This window comes from Nocardia sp. XZ_19_385 (genome assembly GCF_015355755.1).
Taxonomy (GTDB): Bacteria; Actinomycetota; Actinomycetes; order Mycobacteriales; family Mycobacteriaceae; genus Nocardia.
This window is the reverse complement of the sequence record NZ_JACVEE010000002.1, coordinates 1,843,245-1,866,506: the sequence shown is the minus strand read 5'-3', so window position 1 is coordinate 1,866,506 and position 23,262 is coordinate 1,843,245. Positions and strand designations below refer to the sequence as shown.

The 23,262-nt window shown below is 68.8% G+C and carries 2 protein-coding genes and 1 pseudogene; 1 reads left to right on the top strand and 2 read right to left on the bottom strand.

The window, feature by feature from the left end:
• The first annotated feature begins 235 nt into the window (after nt 1-235).
• Nucleotides 236-778 (top strand): hypothetical protein, encoded by a 543-nt coding sequence (locus IBX22_RS21415; RefSeq protein ID WP_194817282.1) that lies wholly within the window; start codon nt 236-238, stop codon nt 776-778.
• A 4-nt stretch (nt 779-782) separates the two neighbouring features.
• Here the strand turns inward: IBX22_RS21415 and IBX22_RS21410 are convergent, their stop codons facing one another.
• Both IBX22_RS21410 and IBX22_RS21405 read right to left on the bottom strand, forming a co-directional pair.
• Complete coding sequence (locus IBX22_RS21410; protein WP_194817281.1) at nt 783-1,280, bottom strand: hypothetical protein; 498 nt, start codon at nt 1,278-1,280, stop codon at nt 783-785.
• Nucleotides 1,281-1,380: 100 nt separating this feature from the next.
• Nucleotides 1,381-23,055, bottom strand: a pseudogene (locus IBX22_RS21405) (non-ribosomal peptide synthase/polyketide synthase); the annotation flags it as partial.
• Nucleotides 23,056-23,262: the final 207 nt, after the last annotated feature.

The following is a 23,262-nucleotide window of genomic DNA, read 5'->3' as shown; positions in this document are numbered from 1 at the left end:
GGCCGCTCGTTACCAGATTCGCTGGACAGGCCCACTCCTCGAGATGTCCCGGCGAGCGTCGCTGCCCGGGAAACAGCGTTGCCACTGGCATGCTGAGTCGGTGAAAATTCGGACTTTTGGCAAGTCATTGCTCATCTGCACGGGATTGCTGATGACTGCTTGCTCGAGCATCAGTGGCGGTTCCGACAACAAGCTGGTACTGACGGATTCCGATTTTCCGGCGGACGAGAAAAAGATGGACATACCCGACGACCAGGTGCGCGACCGCATGATCGACGTTTTGTCGGTGCAGGCTATCGATTCCGTCACACCTGCGGACTGCCAGGGCCGGATCGAGGACATGACCGATCAGGCCAAGAAGGTGACCGATGACGCGAGCTTCGCGGCGGCCTCCGGCGGCGCACCCCCGTCGGTCTACTTCGAAGCCGTCTCCTCCACCAAAGTGGATCTCTCCGTCTTCAGCACGGCCGTCGACAAGTGCCCCAGCCTCCAGGTCACCAGCACCAGCCCCGACCGCCAGCACCTCTCCTCGCAGGTAACCCTGGAGCCGCGCAAACCTCCAGCAGCCATCGCTGGGGTCGACGCCGTCGCCTACCGCACCACCACCGTCTCCTCTGTCCCCGGCTTCGGCGCCTTCACCATCAAGGCCTACCTCGGCTGGGCTCTCGTCGACAACAAGACCGTCGCCATCCGGGCCGCCGTGCAAACCGCCAATTTCGACGAGGCCGCCGCGGAAAAGTTCTTCATCGCGGCCGTCGACAAGGTCCGCAAGAAGTGACAGCTCAGCGGTATTGGTCGGCCAGGTCCGGAAGGTGCGGGGCGATGGGGGCCTGATCGCGGGCGTAGGCCTGGAAGTGGGTGCGGGCCTCGTCGAGGGTCATGCCGAGGGCGGTTTCGACGAAGACTCGGTCGCCGCCTACCAGGATGAAGTCGTCGGTGGAGATCAGGACGGCGGCCATGTGGTCGGGGGCGGCCAGGAGAACATCGGTTTTGCCGGGCCAGGGCCAGGCGGCGATGTCCTCGAGGTTGGCCAGGACGGCTTGGTCGGTCTTGCTTTTGCCCTGGCGTTCGGTGGTCAGGCCGTAGATCTGTTCGTATCCGGCCCAGGAGAAACCGTTCAGGATGTGGGCGGCGCCCGGGTCGCTGGCAAGGGCGCCGACGCCGGGGCCCGGAACGACGAAACGGCCGGAGCGCCCGGCCCATTCGGGGTCGAACTCCCGGCGCGAGGCGAGGAAATGGTCTCGTAGGCGAGCGCTTTCTTCCTTGGTCAGATCGTGCATGCCGCGCCTCCTGCTCGGTCCACACCGGAACGGCAATCGAACCATGCGGTACGCAACAGGTCCGGCACCGTCACCGGTGTGGCATCGAGATCGCCCGGGTTCAGGCGGGCGGGCGCGGATCGAGCAGGTTCGCCACCTTCGGTCCGAGGACTGTCAGCACTTCCGGGGAGGTGAGTTGTTCGTGCTTGGCGGCGATCGGGTGGACGACGAATTCGCCCTCGATGTGCGGACGCCACGCGTCGAGGACATCGTTGCCTTCGGCGCTGAAGTAGTCGACTCGGCCCCGGAAGACGCCGACCTCGAAACTCGACTTCAGTTGAATCGCGCGAGCGGCGTTGCGGTAGACCCGGCGCAGCCGATCCTTGGTGATGACGGCCAGCTCCGCAGGGATGCCGGCATGCAACGTTTCCAAAGCTGCTTCGCTGAGATCGTCGAGGTCGTTGTCGATGACCACCGCGTCCGGTCCAGCGCCCAGCTCAGCGAACATTTCGCCGATTTCGGTGCGGAACTCGGCGATATCGCCTGCCACCCGGCTGTCCAGCATGGCCAGGGTTTCGACCTGCGCGCCCTGCGCCTGGAGTTCGACCGCGACCGCGTGCGCCAGCAGACCGCCCATCGACCAGCCGAGCAGGTGGTACGGGCCTTCCGGCTGGGCCGCCCGGATCTCGGCGACATAGCGCTGCACCATGTCGTCGAGGGAGCCGGGCAGGTAGTCCGGTTCCGTCCACGCCGGCGACTGCACACCGATGATCGGGCGGTCAGTACTCAGATAGCGGGCGAAACCAGCGTAGGGCCAGGCCAATCCGGACAGCGGGTGGATGCAGAACACGGGTTGCCGGGTACCGCCCGCGCGGATGGGCAGTAGCACCCGCAAGGCCGCTTCCGAATCTTCGTTGTAGTCGAAGCCGTCCGAGAGCGCTGCCACGATGCGGCGGCTCAACGCCTCCACGGTGGAGTCGGTGAAGAACCACTGCACGCGAACCTGGGCGCCGGTTACAGTGCGCAACCTGCTCACCGCCCGGGTGGCCGACAACGAGGTGCCGCCGAGCTCGAAGAAATCATCGTCCGCGCCGACGCGCTCGACCTCGAGCACTTCGGCGAAGACTCCGGCTACGGCCCGCGCCAGCGGTGTCGACGGTTCCCGGTACTGCCGCTCCACGAGCTGTGGGGCCGGCAAGGCCCGGCGATCGAGTTTGCCGACCGGGGTCAGCGGAATCTCGTCGAGCACCACGACCGCCGCCGGCACCATATGTGTCGGCAGGCGCTGTGCGGCGAACTCCGTGAGGTGAATCGGGTCGAGTCGGCCCCCATCCACCGCACGCACATAGGCGACGAGCATGGTGTGACCGGAGTCGGTGTCGCGGCCGAGGGTGGTCGCGAAGTCCACGTCCGGGTGGCTGCGCAGTACCTCGTCGACTTCGCCGAGTTCGACGCGGAAACCGCGGATCTTCACCTGGAAGTCCGTGCGGCCCAGGTATTCCAGCGCCAGATCCCCGTCCGGGCCGACCCAGCGGACCAGGTCGCCGGTCCGATACATCCGGCTACCGGGTTCGGCCCACGGATGTGCGATGAACCGCTCGGCGGTCAGGTCCGCGCGGTTGAGGTACCCGCGGGCCAGCGCCGGACCCGACAGGTACAGCTCACCCGCGACACCCGGGGGCACCGGGTTGAGGCGGGCGTCGAGCACCAGCGCCGCCGTGCCCGGCACCGGCCGGCCGACGGTGATCCGCTCCCCCGCCTGCAACTCGGCGTAGGTGGCGACAATCGTTGCCTCGGTGGGGCCATAGGCATTGAGGTAGACCCGGCCCGGCTGCCAGCGAGCGAGCAATTCCGGTGTGGTCACGTCGCCACCCGCGTGGATGACTTCGAGATCGTCCAGATCCTCAGGCTCCATGGTGGCGAGCACGCCCGGCGGAATGATCGCGTGCGTCACTCGCTCCGCCCGCATCAGGTCGCTCAGTTCCACGCCACCGATGACGGTGGCCGGGGTGATGACCAGCGTCGCCCCATTCGCGAAGGCGCACAACCATTCCAGCACCGACGGGTCGGCGATCGGGTTGCGCACGTGCAGCACGCGATGGCTCGCGTCCAGGCGATAACGCTCGGTCGCGTGCGCGAGCAGGCCACCCAGGCCGGCGTGGGTGACGGTGACGCCCTTCGGCCTGCCGGTCGAGCCGGAAGTGTAGATGACGTATGCCGGATGTTGACCCCGTACCGGGGTGATCCGGTCCGCGTCGGTCACCGGGTGTGCGGAACGACCGGCGCACAACTCGGCGACCTCGGGGTCGTCGAGCCGCAGCCACGGCAGGTCTTCCGGCAATCCGGCCTGCTGCTCGGCGAGGGTGAGGCCGAGGATCGCGCCCGAATCCAGCAGCTGGAACCGCACCCGATCCGCCGGATGCGACGGATCGATCGGAACATGCGCGCCACCGGCCTTGGCCACCGCCAGCACCGCGAGGACCATTTCGTAGGACCTCGGGATAGCCAGTGCCACTACCTTTTCCGGACCGACACCGTGCTCGATCAGCACTCGGGCCAGTCGGGTGGACTCGATGTCGAGTTCCCGATAGGTGATCGTGCGGCCCGCGTAACGCACGGCCGGTCGATCGAGATCGGCGCTCCGCGTCAGCAGTTCGGGGAACAACGCGACGGGCGCGCCCGGCACGGCGGGCACCCTGGTCAGCGCCGCACGCTCGGCCGAGTCCAGCAGCGGCAGGTCACCGACCGCTGTAGTCGGATGTGCCGCAATAGCTTCCAGCAAACGGGTGAATCGTTGCGCGAAGTCCCGAACGGTCGACTCGTCGAAAAGGTCCCGCGCGTAGGTGAACTCCGCGAGCATGCCGATGCCTTCGGTATTCGGCCCGGCATCCCGAATCGTCAGCGAGAGATCGAATTTCGAGATGTCCACCTCGAAATCGACGCCGCCCACCCGCAATCCGGGCAGCTCGAAACTGTCCTGCGGCAGGTTTTGCAGCGACAGCGACACCTGGAAGAACGGGTTCCGGGAGGTGGAACGCTCCGGGGACAGCACGTCCACCAGCCGCTCGAACGGAATGTCCGCGTGCGCGAACGCCGCCAGATCGGTGGCCTTGGCCTGCGCCAGCAGATCCCCGAAGCCGAGCTCGCCGCGCACCCGGGTGCGCAGCACCAGCGTGTTGACGAACATGCCGACCACGTCGTCCAATTCGGCCTCGCCGCGACCCGCCACCGGCGTACCGATGGCGATGTCGTCGGTCCCCGACATCCGCGCCAGGAAAAGCGCCAGCGCGGCGTGCAGCACCATGAACGTGGTCGCGTGGTGTTCGCGCGCCAGTTCGTTGAGCCGGTCGCGCAGCGCCGCGTCGACGGTGAAGGGCACCTGGCCACCGGCGAAGGACTGCAGTTTGGGCCGCGGCCGGTCGGCGGGGAGGTTCAGCTCGTCCGGCAGGCCTGCCAGCGCGGTCCGCCAGTAGTCGGCCTGGGCCGAGATGAGGCTCTCCGGGTCCGATTCCGAGCCCAGCACTTCGCGCTGCCACAGCGCGTAGTCGGCGTACTGCACCGGCAACGGCGACCAGCCGGGCGCCGCACCCGCGGACCGGGCCGCGTAGGCGATGACCACGTCCCGGATGAACGGTCCCATCGACCAGCCGTCCGCGCTGATGTGATGCGCGACAACCACCAGCACGAACTCGCCCGGGGCGTCGGTGAGCCGCAGCAGAGCCGCCCGCAGCGGCAGCTGGGTGGTCACATCGAACCCGGCCGACACCAGCTCGACGATCCGCGTGCGCAACTCGGTCGCCGCCACGAGCTCCGGCGTGAGCTCCGGCGTTGCCTGCTCCGCGGGCAGGATCACCTGGTAGGCGGTGCCGTCGGACTCCGGGTACACGGTGCGCAGGGCCTCGTGCCGGGCGATCACGTCGGCGAGCGCTTGACGCAGCGCGGGCACATTCAGGTCGCCGGTCAGCCGGACCGCGCCCGGCACGTTGTACACCGCCGAATCCGGGTTGAACTGGTTGAGGAACCACATCCGCTGCTGCGCGAGCGACAGCGGAATGCGTTCCGGGCGTGGGCCGGCGGTGAGGGCCTTGCGTCCGCTGCCCGCGTGCTGTTCGACCTTGACGGCCAGTCCGGCGACAGTGGAGGCCTCGAAGACGGTGCGCACCGGAACATTGGTGTCCAGTGCTGCGCCGAGGCGCGCGGCGACCTGCGTCGCCAGCAGCGAGTTGCCGCCGAGGTCGAAGAAGTCGTCGTCGGCGCCGACCCGGTCGCTGCCCAGCAGGTCGGTGAAGACCTGCGCCACGATCTCCTCGATCGGAGTCGACGGGGCACGGTAGGCATGGGTTTCGAACTCCGGCTCCGGCAACGCCTTTCGATCCAGCTTGCCGTTGACGTTGAGCGGGAGTGCGTCCAGGACCACGAAAGCGCTGGGCACCATGTAGGACGGCAAAGCGGCACTGAGCGCCGACTTCACCTGCGCCACATCGATGTTCGTACCCACCAGGTAGGCGACCAGGCGGTCCCCGGTGCGTGGGTCGGACTTCGCGATGACCGCGGTCTGTGCGATCTCGGGCAACGCCAGCAGGGCGGCTTCGATCTCGCCGAGCTCGATACGGAAACCGCGGATCTTCACCTGGAAGTCGGTGCGGCCCCGGTACTCCAGCTCACCAGCGGTGTTCCAAGCCGCCAGGTCACCGGTGCGGTACATGCGCTCACCCGTGCCGAAGGGGTTGGCCACGAAACGATCCGAGGTCAAATCCGGGCGGCCGAAGTAGCCGCGCGCCAACTGCGCACCCGCCAAATACAACTCACCGGAAACACCCATCGGCACCGGCCGCAGGCGGGCGTCCAGCACATAGACCTGGCTGTTCCACTCCGGCGCGCCGATCGACACCGACACCTGATCAGCATCGGTCACCAGATGGTTGGTGATCGAAACCGCGGCCTCGGTCGGGCCATACAGATTGAACAGATCAGCCCGATTACCCTTCCGGAACTTGCGCGCGGTCGCCGCGGGCAGCGCCTCACCGATCGCGAGCACGCGGCGCAATGAAACCGGCAGCCGCCCTTCGCCTTCGGTGAGCAGGGCATCGAGCATCGACGGAACGACATGCAGAGTGGTGACACCGGTGGAGCGCATCAACTCGTTCAGATACGCCGGATCCCGATGGCCTTCTGCGCTTGCGATGACCAGACGGCCACCACTGACAGCTGCCGACCAGAACTCCCACACCGACAAGTCGAAGGTCGCGGCAGTCTTCAGCAGGACCGCGTCCGTACCGCCGAGACCGAATTCAGCCGTCTTCCACAGCAACTGGTTGACGATCGCGGCGTGCGACACCGCGACACCCTTGGGCCGACCCGTCGAACCCGACGTGAAGATCACATAGGCGGTGTGCCCGGCCCGCAATGGCGCCACCCGATCCGCGTCGGTCACCGGGTTATCGGACAGTCCATCCAGACGCAGGGCATCCAGATGCACCAGAGGAGCTGACGCGGTACGGAATCCGGTGCCGGAGGTAGTCAGGACCAGCACCGGTGCAGCCGTATCGAGGATGTAACCGGTCCGGTCCGCGGGCTGATCAGGATCCACCGGCACATACGCGCCACCGGCCTTGGTCACCGCGTACATCGCGATCACCAGATCTGCCGAGCGGCGCAGCGCCAGCACGACCCGTGACTCGGGGCCGACGCCCAGCGAGATCAGCAGGCGGGCTAGGCGATTCACACGGGCATCCAGTTCCGCGTAGGTCAGCGCGGGACCATCGGCCGCGAGCACAGCCAGCGCGCCGGGATCGGCCGCCACCGTCGCGTCCAGTAGCGACACCAGGGTCGCGGACCTATCCGTCGCGTGCGCGGTCGCGTTGCGCTCGACCAGGAGCGCCTGCTGTTCACCGACATCGAGAAGTTCGATGTCGCCGACGGCGGTGCGCGGGTCCGTCGCGATCGCCGCGAGCAGCCGGGCGAACCGATCCGCGAAGCCCTGCACCGTTTCCCGGTCGAACAGCGCGCTGGCGTAGGTGATGCCGCCGCCGATGCCCGCCGGTGCGCCGTGCTCGTCGTAGGTGTCGGCCACGATCCAGTGCAGATCGAATTGCGAGATGGCCGTGTCGAATTCGGTGCCCGAGACGGTGAGGCCGGGCAGTTCGAGGCTGACCTGCCCGAGGTTCTGGAACGACAACCCGACCTGGAACAGCGGATGCCGGGCGGTCGAGCGCACCGGGTTCAGCACCTCGACCAAGCGCTCGAACGGCACGTCGGCGTTGGCGAAGGCCTGCAGATCGGTTTCGCGCTGGCGCGCCAGCAGCTCGGTGAACGCCGCGCCCGGGTCCACCCGGGACCGGAACACCAGCGTGTTGACGAACATGCCGATCAGATCGTCGAGCTCGGCCTCGCCGCGGCCCGCGATCGGGGTGCCGATGGTGATGTCGTCGGTGCCGGACAGCCGCGCCAGCAATACCGCGAGTGCCGAATGCACGACCATGAACAGCGTCGCGCCCTCACGCCGGGCCAGGTCCGCCAGGGCCTGATGTACCTGGGCATCGATACGCACGTCGACTTGATCACCGGCGACGGACTGCAGCGCCGGGCGCGGCCGATCGGTGGGCAACTCCAGCTGATCCGGCAGTTCGGCCAGGGCCTCGCGCCAGTAGCCGACCTGCTTGGCCGACAGCGAGAGCGGGTTGTCCTCGCTGCCGAGGAGTTCGCGCTGCCACAGGCTGTAATCCGCGTACTGCACCGGCAGCGGCGCCCAATCCGGGGCCGTCCCCGCCGAGCGCGCCGCGTAGGCGACCATCAGATCGCGGGTCAACGGCGCGATCGACGAGCCGTCGCCGGAGATGTGGTGGATCGCCAGCGCCAGCACGAATTCGTCCGGGGCACTGTCGAGCTGGAACAGCCCGACGCGCAACGGCACTTCGGCGGTGACGTCGAACGGTGCCGACATCAGCGCGACCACGGCCGCTTCCAGCTCGGACGCCGCGAGCGTGCGCACGTCCAGCTCCGGAACCGCCTGCGCCGCAGGCAGAATCACCTGCACCGGGCCGTCTTCGGTCTTCGGGTACACCGTGCGCAGCACTTCGTGCCGGTCGATGAGGTCGGCGATGGCGCGGCCGAGCGCGGCGACGTCGAGCGCGCCGGTCAACCGGACCGCCATCGGGATGTTGTAGGCCGCCGATTCGCCGTCGAACTGGTTGAGGAACCACATGCGCTGCTGCGCGAGCGACAACGGAATGCGCTCCGGTCGTGGCGCCGCCACCAGCGCGCGCCGCCCACCCGTGCCGACATGCTGCTCGACCTCGCGGGCCAGGCCCGCGACCGTCGAAGCCTCGAACAAGGCTCGCACGGGCACCCGAGCCTCCAGTGCTGCGCCGATGCGCGCGGCGACCTGAGTCGCCAGCAGCGAGTTACCGCCGAGAGCGAAGAAATCGTCGTCTGCGCCGACTTGCTCGGCACCGAGCACCTCGGCGTACACCCGCGCGACGATCTGCTCGATCGGAGTCGACGGGGCACGGAAGGCTTGCGTCTCGAACTCCGGCTCCGGCAACGCCTTTCGATCCAGCTTGCCGTTCACGTTGAGAGGAAGCGCGGCCAAGACCACGAAAGCACCGGGCACCATGTACGACGGCACAGCCGCGCTCAGTGCCGACTTCACCTGCGCCACATCAATATCCGTACCCACCAGATAGGCCACCAGGCGATCACCGGTGCGCGGGTCGGACTTCGCGATCACCGCGGTCTGCGCGATCTCCGGCAACGACAACAGCGCCGCCTCGATCTCACCGAGCTCGATCCGGAAACCACGAATCTTCACCTGAAAGTCCGTACGACCCCGATAATCCAACTCCCCGTTGGCGTTCCAAGCCACCAGGTCACCGGTGCGATACATGCGCTCACCGGTCCCGTACGGGTTGGCCACGAAACGATCCGCGGTCAGATCCGGGCGGCCGAAGTAGCCGCGCGCCAACTGCGCACCCGCCAGGTACAGCTCACCCGAGACGCCGATCGGCACCGGCCGCAAACGTGCGTCGAGCACGTAGACCTGGCTGTTCCACTCCGGCGCACCGATCGACACCGACACCGCATCAGCATCGGTGACGCGATGGCTGGTGATCGACACCGCAGCCTCGGTCGGACCGTAAAGGTTGAACAGCTCCACCCGCGGCAACTCCCGCCGGAACCGCTGAGCCAACGCCCCCGGCAGAGCCTCACCGATAGCCAGCACCCGCCACAACGAATCCGGCAGGTCACCGGCACTGAGCAGCGCATCGAGCATGGACGGCACCACATGCAAAGTGGTGACCCACTCCCGCGCCAACAGCTCATTCAAGTAAGCCGGGTCGCGATGACCATCCGGCGCCGCGATCACCAGACGGCCGCCACACACAACAGCCGACCAGAACTCCCACACCGACAGATCGAACGTCGCCGGAGTCTTCAACAGGAACGCATCCGCGGCGTCCAGTCCGAACTCGGTTGCCTTCCACAGCAACTGGTTCGCGATCGCACCATGCGGAACGGCCACGCCCTTGGGGCGGCCGGTCGATCCGGAGGTGAAGATCACGTAGGCCGTGTGCTCGGGACGCAACGGCGACACACGGTCTGCGTCGGTGATCGAAGTGGCGGCGAGCGCCAGGTCCTCGATGACGTCCACCCGCACCGTCGGCGCGAGTTCCGTCTCAAAAGAGGTAGCGGCGTCGGTCAGTACACAGACCGGTGCCGCGGTCTCGAGAATGTAATCGGTCCGCTCGGCGGCCTGATCCGGATCCACCGGCACATAGGCGCCACCGGCCTTGCTCACCGCGTACATCGCCACGATCAGGTCCACCGAACGGCGGATGGCCAACGCCACCCGCGCCTCGGGACCGACGCCCAGCGAAATCAGATGCCGGGCCAGGCGATTCACCCGCGCGTCGAGTTCGGCGTAGGTCAGCTGCGCGCCGTCGTCGGTGACCAGCGCCACCGCAGCGGGGGCCGCGGCGACCGTCGCGTCCAGCAACGACACCAGGGTGGCGTCCGGATCGACCGGGTGCCCGGTGTCGTTCCAGCCGTGCAGGATTCGCGTCCGCTCGGTCGGAGCCAGGAGCTCGATCTCGCCCACCGGGACCGACGGAGCCGTGGTCACCGCTTCGAGCAGGCGACCGAACCGGTCCGCGAAACCTTGCACCGTCGCGCGGTCAAAAAGCGCTGTGGCATAGGTGAAGTAGCCGCCGAGACCGATCGGCTCGCCGGCTTCGTCGTAGCCGTCGGCCACGATCAGATGCAGATCGAACTGCGACACCTGGGATTCGACGTCGACGCCGGACAGGGTCAGCCCGGGGAGCTCGAGTTCGACCTGCCCGAGGTTCTGGAAGGACAACCCGACCTGGAACAGCGGATGCCGGGCCGTGGAACGAACCGGGTTCAGCACCTCGACCAAGCGCTCGAACGGCACGTCCGCGTGCGCGAACGCCTGGATATCGGTTTCGCGCTGGCGCGCCAGCAACTCGGTGAACGCCGCGCCCGGGTCCACCCGGGACCGGAACACCAGCGTGTTGACGAACATGCCGATCAGATCGTCGAGCTCGGCCTCGCCGCGGCCCGCGATCGGAGTGCCGATGGCGACGTCATCGGTTCCGGCGAGCCGGGCGAGCAGCACGGCCAGCGCCGAATGCACGACCATGAACAGCGTCGCGCCCTCGGCGCGAGCCAGCTCGGTCAGCGCCCGGTGCACCCGGGCATCGACCCGTACCTCGACGCGATCGCCCGCGAAGGACTGCACCGCGGGGCGCGGCCGATCCGCGGGCAACTCCAGTTGATCCGGCAGCCCCGCCAGCTCGGCACGCCAGTAGTCGAGCTGCTTGGCCGACAACGAGTCCGGATCCTCCTCGCGACCGAGGAGTTCGCGCTGCCACAGGCTGTAATCCGCATACTGCACCGGCAGCGGCGCCCAACCCGGCGTCTGGCCCGCCGCCCGCGCCGCGTACGCGATCGCCAGATCGCGGGCCAGCGGGCCGTCGGACACGCCGTCACCGGCGATGTGGTGAACCACCATCGCCAGCACGTAATCCGCCGGAGCACCCGCCTCGGTGGTGATCCGCAGCAACGTAACCCGCAACGGCACCTCGGTGGTGACGTCGAAGGAGGTGGCCAGCAGACCGGCTACGGCGGACGCGATGTCCGCCGGCGCGACCTGCCGCTCATCCAGCTCCGGAATAGCTTGCGCCGCAGGCAGAATCACCTGTACCGGGCCGTCCGGGGTCTGCGGGTAGACGGTGCGCAGAACTTCGTGCCGGGTGACGATGTCCCCGATGGCGGCGCGCAGCGCGGCCACGTCCAGCTCGCCGGTCAGGCGTACCGCGACCGGCAGGTTGTAGGCCGCGGAACCGCCGTCGAACTGGTTGAGGAACCACATGCGCTGCTGCGCCGGCGACAACGGGATACGGTCCGGCCGTGGGCCGGCGACGAGCTGCTTGCGTCCGCCGGAACCGGATTGCTCGGCCAGCCGGGTGGCGAGCGCGCCGACCGTCGGCGCTTCGAAGAGCAGCCGCACCGGCACCCGGGTGTCGAACGCGGCGCCGAGCCGTGCGATCAACTGGGTGGCGATCAGTGAGTTGCCGCCCAGATCGAAGAAGTTGTCGTCCACCCCGACCCGTGCGACACCGAGCAGATCGGCGTACACACCCGCGACGATCTCCTCGATCGGCGTGGCCGGAGCCCGGAAGGTGGCCTTCTCGAAGGCGGGTTCGGGCAAGGCTTTACGGTCCAGCTTGCCGACCGGGGTCAGCGGGACCTGGTCCAGCACCACGATCGCGGCCGGCACCATGTGCGCGGGCAGCTTGCCGCCCAGGAACTCGCTCAGTCGCGCCGGATCCACCGTGGCGCCGGGCGCTGCTGTCACATAGGACACCAGAACCTTGGCGCCGCTGTGGTTTTCGCGGCCGATGGTGGTCGCGAAATCGACATCGGGGTGGGCGCCGAGCACGGCGTCGATCTCACCGAGTTCGATACGGAAGCCGCGGATCTTGACCTGGAAGTCAGTGCGGCCCAGGTAATCCAGCTCCCAGCCGACGGGCGCGCCGTCGGCGAGCCGGTCCGCCCGAGCCGGGGCGGGCACCCAGCGGACCAGGTCACCGGTGCGGTACATGCGCAACGCGGGCTCGAACGGGTTGGCCACGAAGCGATCCGCGCTCAACCCGGCCCGGTTGTGATAGCCGCGGGCCATCGCGGCGCCGGCCAGGTACAGCTCTCCGGCCACGCCCGGGGGGACCGGATGCAGCCGAGCATCCAGCACCACGGCCGACATGCCGTGCACGGGTTTGCCGATGGTCAGGCGCTGACCGGCGACCTGCGGACCGAAGAACGCGCCGATCGTCATCTCCGTCGGGCCGTAGCCGTTGACGTAGCGGCGGCCGGGCTGCCACTTCGCGAGCAGCTCCGGCGTCGTCGCCTCACCGCCGGTCGCCACCAGCTCCAGCTGATCCAGGCCCGCGGGGTCCAGGGTGCCCAGCAGCGCGGGCGTCAGCACGGTGTGGGTGACGGCTTCGGCGCGGATCAGCTCGGCCAGCTCGTGGCCGCCGACAATCCCCGCCGGGACGATCACCAGCGTGGCGCCCGCCACGAAGGCACTGAGCCATTCCTCCACCGACTGGTCGAAACTCGGTGAGGTGACGTGCAGTATCCGATGGTGCGCGGCCAGCTGGTACGCGCCGATCACGTAATCGGCGTAGCCGCCGAGTCCCGCGTGCGGGACGGTGACGCCCTTGGGCAGACCGGTTGAACCGGAGGTGTAGATGAGATAGGCCGGATGCGCCGGCCGCAGCGAACGCAGCCGATCCGCGTCGGTGACGGGCGCATCGGACCGGTCGGCCAGCAGTCCCTCGGTCGCGGGGTCGTCCAGCACCAGCCAGGACACGTCATCGGGCAGGGCGGCAACATGCTCCGCGGTCGTGATGCCGAGCACCGCGCCCGAGTCGGTGACCATGTGCCGGATCCGGTCCGCCGGATACCCCGGGTCCACCGGCACGAAGGCGCCGCCGGATTTCGCCACCGCGCAGAGCGCGGCGATCATCGCGTAGGAACGTGGCAGTGCGAGTGCGACAAGGCTTTCCGGCCCGACACCACTGTCGATCAGCACGCGCGCCAAGCGAGCGGAGTACGCGTCGAGCTCGCCGTAGCTGATCGAGCGGCCCGCGTAGCGCACCGCGGTCCGGTCGGCGCCGAGCCGCGAGCCGCGAGCCAGCAGCTCCGGCAGCACTTCGCCGGCGGCCGGTTCCGCGCCCCGTACCGGCGCCAGCAGCCGGTATTCGGCCTCGGACAACAGCCCCAGATCACCGATCGGCCGGCGCGCTTCCCGGACGATCGCACCGAGCAGGCGGGTGAAGCGCTCGGCGAACACCCGCACCGTGGACTCGTCGAAAAGGTCACGGGCGTACTGGAATTCCGCGTACAGGCCCGCGGCCGCGCCGGCGGACTCCGCCTCGCGGATGGTCAGCGAAAGGTCGAACTGCGCGGTGTCGATCTCGAAATCGACTGCGCCGATCCGCAATCCGGGTAGCTCGAAGTCGGTGTCGGGGAGGTTCTGGAACGACAGCTCGACCTGGAACAGCGGATTGCGGGCGGTGGAGCGCTCCGGATTGACCAGTTCCACCAACCGCTCGAACGGCAGGTCGGCGTGCGCGAAGGCTTGCAGGTCCACGTCTTTGACCTGGGTCAGCAGCTCGGCGAAGGTCCGCTCCCCCGGCACCTGGGTCCGCAGCACCAGCGTGTTGACGAACATGCCGATCACATCGTCGAGCGCGGCATCGCCACGGCCCGCCACCGGAGTACCGATGGCGATGTCCTCGGTGCCCGACATCCGCGCCAGGAACACCGCGAGGGCGGTGTGCACGACCATGAACATGGTCGCGGTCTGTTCTCGCGCGATCTCCCGCAGGCCCTGATGCACCTCGGCGTCGATCACGAATTCGACCCGGCCGCCGGCGAAAGACTGCAGGGCCGGGCGCGGCCGGTCCGTGGGCAGGTTCAGCTCATCCGGTATTCCGGCCAGGGCGGTAAGCCAATAGCCCGCCTGCTTGGCGATCAGACTCTCCGGGTCGGACTCGGCGCCCAGCACCTCGCGCTGCCACAGCACGAAGTCCGCGTACTGCACCGGCAACGGCGCCCAGCCCGGCGCCGCGCCCGCCCCGCGCGCGGCGTAGGCGGCCATGATGTCCCGGGTGAGCGGCCCCATGGACCAGCCGTCGGAACTGATGTGATGCGCCACCAGCACCAGCACGTACTCGCTGCTGCCGTCGACCTGGAAGAGCTTGGCGCGCAACGGAACTTCGGCGGTGACGTCGAACCCAGCGGCGAAAGCCGCGACCACTCGGTCGCGCAGTTCGGCGGCGTCGACGAGTTCGGGCGTCAGATCGGGCACCGCCGCGTCCGCGGGCAGGATCACCTGGTAGGCGACGCCGTCCTGCTCGGGGTAGATGGTGCGCAAGGTTTCGTGCCGGGCGATGAGATCCGCGACGGCCTGCTGCAGCGCGGCGACGTCCAGGTTGCCGGTCAACCGCACGGCGGCCGGGAGGTTGTAGGCGGTGGAGGTGCTGTCGAAGCGGTTCAGGAACCACATGCGCTGCTGCGCGAGCGACAGCGGGATCCGTTCCGGCCGGGGGCCGGCGACCAGCGGACGCTGGTCTCGCTCGGTCCGGGCGGAGTGTTCCAGCTTGGCTGCCAACCCGGCCACCGTCGAGGCCTCGAACAGGGCACGCACCGGGACCCGGGTGTCCAGGGCGGCGCCGAGCTGTGCGGCCACCCGGGTCGCGACCAGGGAGTTGCCGCCCAACTCGAAGAAGTCGTCGTCCGCGCCGACCTGATCCAGGCCGAGCACCGTCGCGAAGACCTCCGCGACGATTTCCTCGATCGGGGTGGCCAGAGCCCGGAATTCCCGTGCCGCGAAGGTCGGTTCGGGCAGCGCCTTGCGGTCCAGCTTGCCGCTCGCGTTCAGCGGGAACTCGTCCAGCGCCACGATGGTCGCCGGAATCATGTAGGTGGGCAGGGTTTCCGAGATCGCGGCCAGCAGCGCCTGCTGATCGATCGCCTGACCCGGCGCGGAAACGGCGTAGGCGACGAGCTGATCGCCCAGCGGTGACGGCACCACCAGTGCGGCGGCCTGAGTCACCGAATCCTGTGCCAGCAGCGCGGTTTCGATCTCGCCGAGCTCGATCCGCTGGCCGCGGAACTTCACCTGGAAGTCGGTGCGGCCGATGTACTCCAGACGCACGGGGTTGTCCCGCCACAGCACCAGGTCGCCGGTGCGGTACATGCGGTCGCTGGTGCCGAAGGGGTTGGCCACGAACCGATCCGCGGACAGATCCGGTCGGCGGACGTAGCCGCGGGCCAGCTGGACACCGGCGAGGTACAGCTCGCCGGGCACACCGGCGGGCACGGGCTGCAGGTGCGAATCCAGCACGTAGACCTGGGTGTTCCACTGCGGGACACCGATCGGGACGGTGCGGATGTCGGCTTCCGAAGCGGGCCAATAGGTGACCGACACCGCGGCCTCGGTCGGACCGTAGAGATTGTGCAGCGGCGCGGCCGAGACCGCCCGCCACGCGGCGACGGTTTCCGGCGGCAACGCCTCACCGATGACGAAGACGTACCGCAGCGACGGATAGGCCTCCCCCGCCGGCGCGTGCGTGGCGAACACCGTCAGCATCGACGGCACGAAGTCGGTGACCGTCACGCCTTGGGCGGCAATGGTTTCCGCGACGTACTGCGGATCCCGATGCCCGTCCGGCGTCGCGACCACGAGCTTCGCCCCGGCCCGCAGCGGCATGAAGAAGCCCCACAGCGACACGTCGAAGGTGGTCGCGGTCTTCTGCAGATAGACATCGCCGGGCTCCATCGGGTACTCGGCGAGCATCCAGGCGATCTGGTTGTGGATCGCCGCATGCGAGACCGCCACACCCTTGGGACGCCCGGTGGAGCCCGAGGTGAAAATGACGTAGGCGGGGTGTTCCGCCCGCACCGGGCGCAGCAGCTCCTCGGCGCGTACCGGCGCACCCGGGTAACTGCTCAGGTCGAGGGAGTCCAGTGCCAGCGCCTCGGTACCCGCGGGCAGGCACGACGCCGCGTCGGTCGTGGTCAGCACGCCCAGCGGCTGCGCGGTGTCGAGGATGTGGCCGATCCGCTCGGCCGGATGGTCCGGATCCAGCGGCACATAAGCGCCACCGGCGGTGACGATCGCATACATCGCGACCACCAGGTCCACCGAACGCCGAATCGCCAAGCCCACCAGCGTTTCCGCGCCCACACCCCGCGAAATCAGCAGGCGCGCGAGGCGGTTCACCCGCTCGTCGAACTCGCGATAGGTCAGCGACACACCCTCGTAGGCGATCGCGACCGCCTCCGGATGCGCGGCCACCGTCCGGCGGTAGCCGTCCAGCAGCAGCTCCGGCGCGACCGGATGCCGAGTGTCGTTCCACTCCAGCAGAATCCGGTCCCGCTCGGCATCCTCGAGCAGCTCGATCGCACCGACGGGGCGCTCCGGCTCGGCCGCGACAGCGGCGAGGACCCGGACCAGCCGTTCGGCGTACCGCACGATGGTCGGCTCATCGAAAAGATCGGTGGCATAGGTGAACACCGCGGCCATACCGCCCAGGTGCTGCTCACCCTGCTGCGGCACGATCGTCAGCTGCAGATCGAATTTCGCGATGGCGCCGTCGAATTCGAGCGCGCGCACCGACAACCCGGGCAGCTCGAGCTCGGCCTGGTCCATGTTCTGGAAGAACAGCGCCACCTGGAACAGCGGGTGGTGCGCCTGCGACCGCACCGGGTCCAGCACCTCGACGAGCCGCTCGAACGGCAGTTCCGCGTGCGAGAAGGCCCCGAGGTCGGTCTCTTTCGTCGCCGCCAGCAGATCCAGGAACGACGCACCGGAATCGACCTGGGTCCGCAACACCAGGGTGTTGACGAACATGCCGATCAGATCGTCGAGCTCGCGCTCGCCGCGACCGGCGATCGGGGTGCCGATGGTGATGTCGCCGGTGCCGGACAGCCGGGCCAGCAGCAGCGCGAACGCCGCGTGCACGACCATGAATTCCGAAGTGCCGGAACGCTGGGCGAGCGCGCTCAGCCCCGCGCGCACCGAGGCGTCCACCTCGAACTCGAACTCCCCCGCCGCGCCGGAGGCTACGAGCGGGCGCGGGCGGTCCGCGGGCAGGTCGAGCCGATCCGGGATCCCGGCCAGCGCGTCGCGCCAGTACGAAATCTGCGCGGCCGCCAGCGATTCCGGATCGTCGGAGTCCCCGAGCAGCTCGCGCTGCCACAGCGTGTAGTCGGCGTACTGGATGCGCAGCGGCGACCAGATCGGCCGCGAGTCCTCGCGCCGGGCCAGGTAGGCCATCATCAGGTCGCGGGCCAGCGGCGCGAAGGACGCACCGTCGGCGGCGATGTGGTGCACCACCATGGCGAGCACGTGCTCGCCGGGCGCGACCTGGGCGACACCGACGCGCAACGGCACCTGCTCGGCCACGTCGAAGCCGGACAGCAGGATTTCGCTCAGCCAGCGCGGCAGTTCCGCCTCGGCCACCTGGGCCGGCGCCAGCCGCGGAGCCACCTGCGCCGCAGGCAGAATCACCTGGTAGCCGGTGCCCTCGACGGCCGGGTACACCGTCCGCAAGGTCTCGTGGCGTTCGATCAGGTCGGCCAGCGCGCACTGCAGCGCGCGCAGGTCGAGCTCGCCGGTCAACCGGATCGCGAACGGGATGTTGTTCGCCGCCGACGCCGGGTCGAACTGGTTCAGGAACCACATCCGCTGCTGCGCGAGCGAGAGCGGAATACGCCGCGGCCGTGGACCGGCCGTGAGTGCCTTGCGGGCGCCGGTGTCGGCGTGCTGTTCGACCTTGATCGCCAGCGCGGCCACGGTGGACGCCTCGAACAGCAGGCGCACGGGCACGCGCGCGTTGAGGGCCGCGCCGAGGCGCGCGGCGACCTGGGTGGCGAGCAGCGAATTACCGCCGAGCGCGAAGAATTCGTCGTCCAGGCCGATCCGCAGGTGCTCGTCGCCGCCGTCGACCTGCAGCACCTCGGCGAACGTCCCGGCCACGATCTGCTCGATCGGGGTGACCGGCGCGCGGAACACGGCCTTCTGGAAAGTGGGGGCGGGCAACGCTTTCCGGTCGAGTTTGCCGTTGACGTTGAGCGGCAGCGCGTCCAGAACGATGAACGCCGAGGGCACCATGTAGGACGGCAGCTCGGCGCTCAGGGCAGAGCTCACCTGTGCCACATCGATATTCGTGCCGACCAGGTAGGCGACCAGGCGGTCGCCGGTGCGCGGATCGGAGACCGCGAGCACCGCGGTCTGCGCGATCTCGGGCAGCGCCAGCAACGCGGCCTCGATCTCACCGAGTTCGATCCGGAAACCGCGGATCTTCACCTGGAAGTCGGTGCGGCCCCGGTAATCCAGTTCACCCGTACGGTTCCAGGCGACCAGGTCACCGGTGCGGTACATCCGCGCGCCGGACTGGAACGGGTTGGCCACGAACCGATCCGCGGTCAGATCGGGTCGGCCGAAGTAGCCGCGCGCGAGTTGCGCACCTGCCAAATACAATTCACCGGAGACACCCACCGGGACCGGGTTCAGGCGCGCGTCCAGCACATACACCTGACTGTTCCACTCGGGACGCCCGATCGGCACCGACGCCTGATCGTCCGCGGTGACCCGGTGGCTGGTGATCGACACCGCAGCTTCGGTCGGGCCGTACAGGTTGAACAGCTCGACCAGCGGGCGGTCGGCCCGCAGGCGCTGCGCGAGCGCGGCGGGCAGCGCCTCGCCGATGGCGAGCACGCGCCACACGCATTCCGGCAGCCCGGCGGTGACGAGCGCGTCCAGCATGGACGGCACCACGTGCAGGGTGGTCACCCATTCGCGGGTGATCAGCTCGTTGAGGTAGACCGGATCCTTGTGGCCATCTGGGACGGCGATGACCAGGCGGCCACCGCAGACGGCCGCCGACCAGAACTCCCAGACCGAGAGGTCGAAGGTGGCGGCGGTCTTCAGCAGCACCCCGTCCTTCGGGCTCAGGCCGAATTCCTCGGTCTTCCACTGCAATTGGCTGGCAATGGCGACGTGCGCGACGGCGACGCCCTTGGGGCGGCCGGTGGAGCCGGAGGTGAAGATGACGTAGGCGGTGTGCTCGGGACGCAGCGGCGCCAGGCGGTCGGCGTCGGTGATCGGGGCCGAGTCGCCACCGGCGAACGCGTCCAGAGACAGCACGGGCGCGATCTCGGTGCGGAAATCGGCGTCGGCGTTGGTCAATACACAGACCGGTGCCGCAGTCTGGAGGATGTAGTCGATGCGTTCGGCGGGCTGATCCGGGTCCAGCGGCACGTAGGCGCCGCCCGCGCGGGCCACCGCGTACATCGCGACGACCAGATCGACGGAGCGCCGAATAGCCAGGGCCACCCGCGCTTCCGGGCCGACGCCCTGGGCGATCAGCTGCCGCGCGAGACTGTTCACCCGCGCGTCGAGTTCGGCGTAGGTGAGCTCCACCCGGCCCGACGGCTCGTCACCGACCAGCGCCACCCCGTCCGGGTTCGCCGCGACCGTCGCGTCGAGCAGCGACACCAGCGTGGCGTCGGTATCCACCGCGTGCGCGGTGTCGTTCCAGACCTCCAGGATTCGGTCGCTCTCGGCGGCCGCGAGCAGGTCGATCGCGCCGACCGGCGCGGCCTGATCGGCGATCACGGCGTCCAGGACCCGCACGAACCGCTCGGCGAAGCCCTGCACCGTCGACGCGTCGAACAGGTCTGTCGCGTAACCGAACTCGGCCCGGATCTCCGCGGGCGTGCCGTCCTCGGCGTACTGGTCGGTGAGCGTGACGTGCAGGTCGGTTTTGGCCAGCCAGGTATCGAAATCGACGCCGCTGACGGTCAATCCGGGGAGTTGGAAGGTGGTCTGCGCCAGGTTCTGGAACGACAGGCCGACCTGGAACAGCGGGCTGCGCGCCGCCGAGCGCACCGGGTTCAGCACCTCGACGAGCCGCTCGAACGGCACGTCCGCGTTCGCGTAGGCTTCCAGGTTGCGTTCGCGCACCTCGGCCAGCAGTTCGGTGAACGAGGCCTCGGGTCGCACGTGCGTGCGGAACACCAAGGTGTTGACGAACATGCCGATCAGATCATCGAGTTCGCGTTCGCCGCGGCCCGCGATCGGGGTGCCGACGGCGATGTCGTCGGTCCCGGACAAGCGGGAAAGCAGCACCGCCAGAGCGGCATTGCACACCATGAACAGGGAGGCGTTACCGGCCCGCGCGATCTCCTGTAGTCGGGCGTGCCGGCGCGGCGAGATCTGGAATCGCACCGTCTGCCCGCGGAACGAGCGGGCGGGCGGGCGCGGGCGATCCGAGGGCAGCTCCAGCTGATCCGGCAGCCCCGCCAAAGCCTGCTTCCAGTAATCGATCTGGCGGGTCGCCAGCGAATCCGGATCCTGCTCGGACCCCAGCACCGCGCGCTGCCACAGCGCGTAGTCGGCGTATTGCACCGGCAGCGGCGCCCACTCCGGTTCGGTACCGGCCGCACGCGCCGTGTAGGCGATCATCACGTCGCGGGCCAGCGGTCCCATCGACGAACCGTCCGCCGAGACGTGATGCACCACGAACCCGATGACGTGCTCGTCCGGCGCGAGCCGGAACAGCGCCACCGCGACCGGAACATCCACGGTCACATCGAAAGTCGTCAGCGCCAGCTCGACGATGTGCGAGACGACCTCGTCCGGGTCGACCTCGACCGGCACCAGCGTGAACGGCTTGTTCGGCGCCGGATGAACCACCTGGTAGGGCCCGTCGGGCGAGCCCGGGTACACCGTGCGCAGCGACTCGTGGCGAGTGAACACATCGCCGATCGCCGAACCCAGTGCGGCGACATCCAATTCACCCGACAGGCGCACCGCGAGCGGGATGTTGTCCACCGCCGACGCCGCCGGATCGAACTGGTTGAGGAACCAATACCGTTGCTGCGCGGGCGAAAGCGGGATCCGCTCCGGCCGCGGCATGGACGTCAGCGCCAGCCGCCGCCCCGAACCCTTCGTCTCCTCCAGCCGCGCCGCCAGCGCCGCGACCGTCGGCGCTTCGAACAGCAGCCGCGCGGGCACCTGGGTGTCCAGCGCCGCACCCAGGCGCGCGATCACCTGCGTGGCGATCAGCGAGTTGCCGCCGAGTTCGAAGAAATCGTCGTCCGCGCCGACGGCATTCGGCGGATCCAGCAGTTCGGTGAAGACGCCGGCGACCATCTCCTCCAGATGGGTCTGCGGCGCCCGGAACTCCTTGACCCGCAACTCCGGCGCGGGCAGCGCCGCCCGGTCCAGCTTGCCCACCGGGGTCAGCGGGATCTCGTCGAGCACCATGATGGTGGTCGGCACCATGTGCGCGGGCAGGCTGGCTTGCGCGTGCTCGGTCAGCACGTCGGCATCGGCGACAGCGCCCGGCGCAGCGTGCACGTACGACACGAGAATCGTTGCGCCCGTGTCCAGGTCATGGCCGACGGTGACCGCGAAATCGACAGACTCGTGCCCGGCGAGCACGGCATCGATCTCGCCGAGCTCGATCCGGAAGCCGCGGATCTTGACCTGGAAGTCGTTGCGGCCCAGGTACTCCAGCTCGTGATCGGCGGTCCAGCGCACCAGGTCACCGGTGCGGTACAGCCGGGAACCCTTGGGATCGAACGGGTTCGCCACGAATCGGGCGGCGGTCAGCGACGGCCGCTGATGGTAGCCGCGAGCCAGCTGGGCGCCGGTGACGTAGAGCTCGCCGACCACCCCGTTGGGTACCGGCGTCAACCGGTCGTCGAGCACGTATTCGGTGATCGCCCGGATCGGCCCGCCGATGGTGACCGGTGCACCCGGCACCATCGGTGCACTGATGTTGACCATGATCGTGGTCTCGGTCGGACCGTAACCGTTGAAGAACTCCCGGCCCGGCCCCCAGCGCCGCACCAACTCCGGCGGGCAAGCCTCGCCACCGGCCACCACGACCCGGAATTCGTCGAGCCCGGCCGGATCCACCGACGCCAGCGCCGCCGGGGTGATGAAGGCATGGGTCACCCGCTCACGCCGCAGCAGCCCGGCCAGCTCCGCACCGCCGTACACCGTCGGCGCGACCACCACCATGGTCGCCGCGCCACCCACGGCCAGCAGCAACTCCAGCACCGACGCGTCGAACGAGGGCGAGGCGAAATGCAGTGTGCGCGAATCGTTGGTGACCCGATACCGGTCGCGCTGCTCGTCGCAGAAACTCGACAGACCGGCCTGGGTGACCACCACGCCCTTGGGCAGACCGGTCGACCCGGAGGTGTAGATGACATAGGCCGGATGCTCGGCCCGCAACATCCGCACCCGATCGGCATAGGTCACCGGCTCCGGCGAGAACTCCGCCAGCTGAACCAGGAACGCCGGGTCATCGAGAACGACCCACTCGACCTCGCCGGGTAATTCCTCGGCGACGGACTCGACCGTCAGGCCCAGCACGGCACCGGAATCCGACACCATGTGCGCGACCCGGTCGGCCGGATAGTTCGGGTCCACCGGCACGAAGCCCGCGCCGGTCTTGGCGACCGCCCACACCGCGACCACCGAATCCACCGACCGCGGCACACCGACCGCGACCAGATCCTCCGGTCCGATACCGCGCGCGATGAGCAGCCGGGCCAGCCGCGTCGAGCGCTCATCCAGCTCGGCGTAGCTCAACTGCGCCAGCGACGTCTGCGCGTCGGCGAACACCACCGCGGTCCCCGAAGGGTTCGCTTCTACGGCCGCCGCCAGTAGCTGCGGCAAGGTTTTGACCCGGGAGCGCTGCGGACGGGCGGGCCGGGTGCGGGTCGGACGCGACATCAGCGCACGCCCCCAGCAACCACGGTCAACTGCCAGCCCTGCACCATCAACGCCACTCCCTCATCAGTTTCTTTCAGCCTCGGCGCACCGACCACTGTCGTTCACTGTCATTGCCGTGCCGCGTCCGAAGCGGATGCCATTCTGCCCTGCCGAACGCAC

Coding starts and splice junctions, on each gene's coding strand:
- IBX22_RS21415 (WP_194817282.1), top strand. CDS start 236: ATGGACATACCCGACGACCAGGTGCGCGACCGCATGATCGACGTTTTG.
- IBX22_RS21410 (WP_194817281.1), bottom strand. CDS start 1,280: ATGCACGATCTGACCAAGGAAGAAAGCGCTCGCCTACGAGACCATTTC.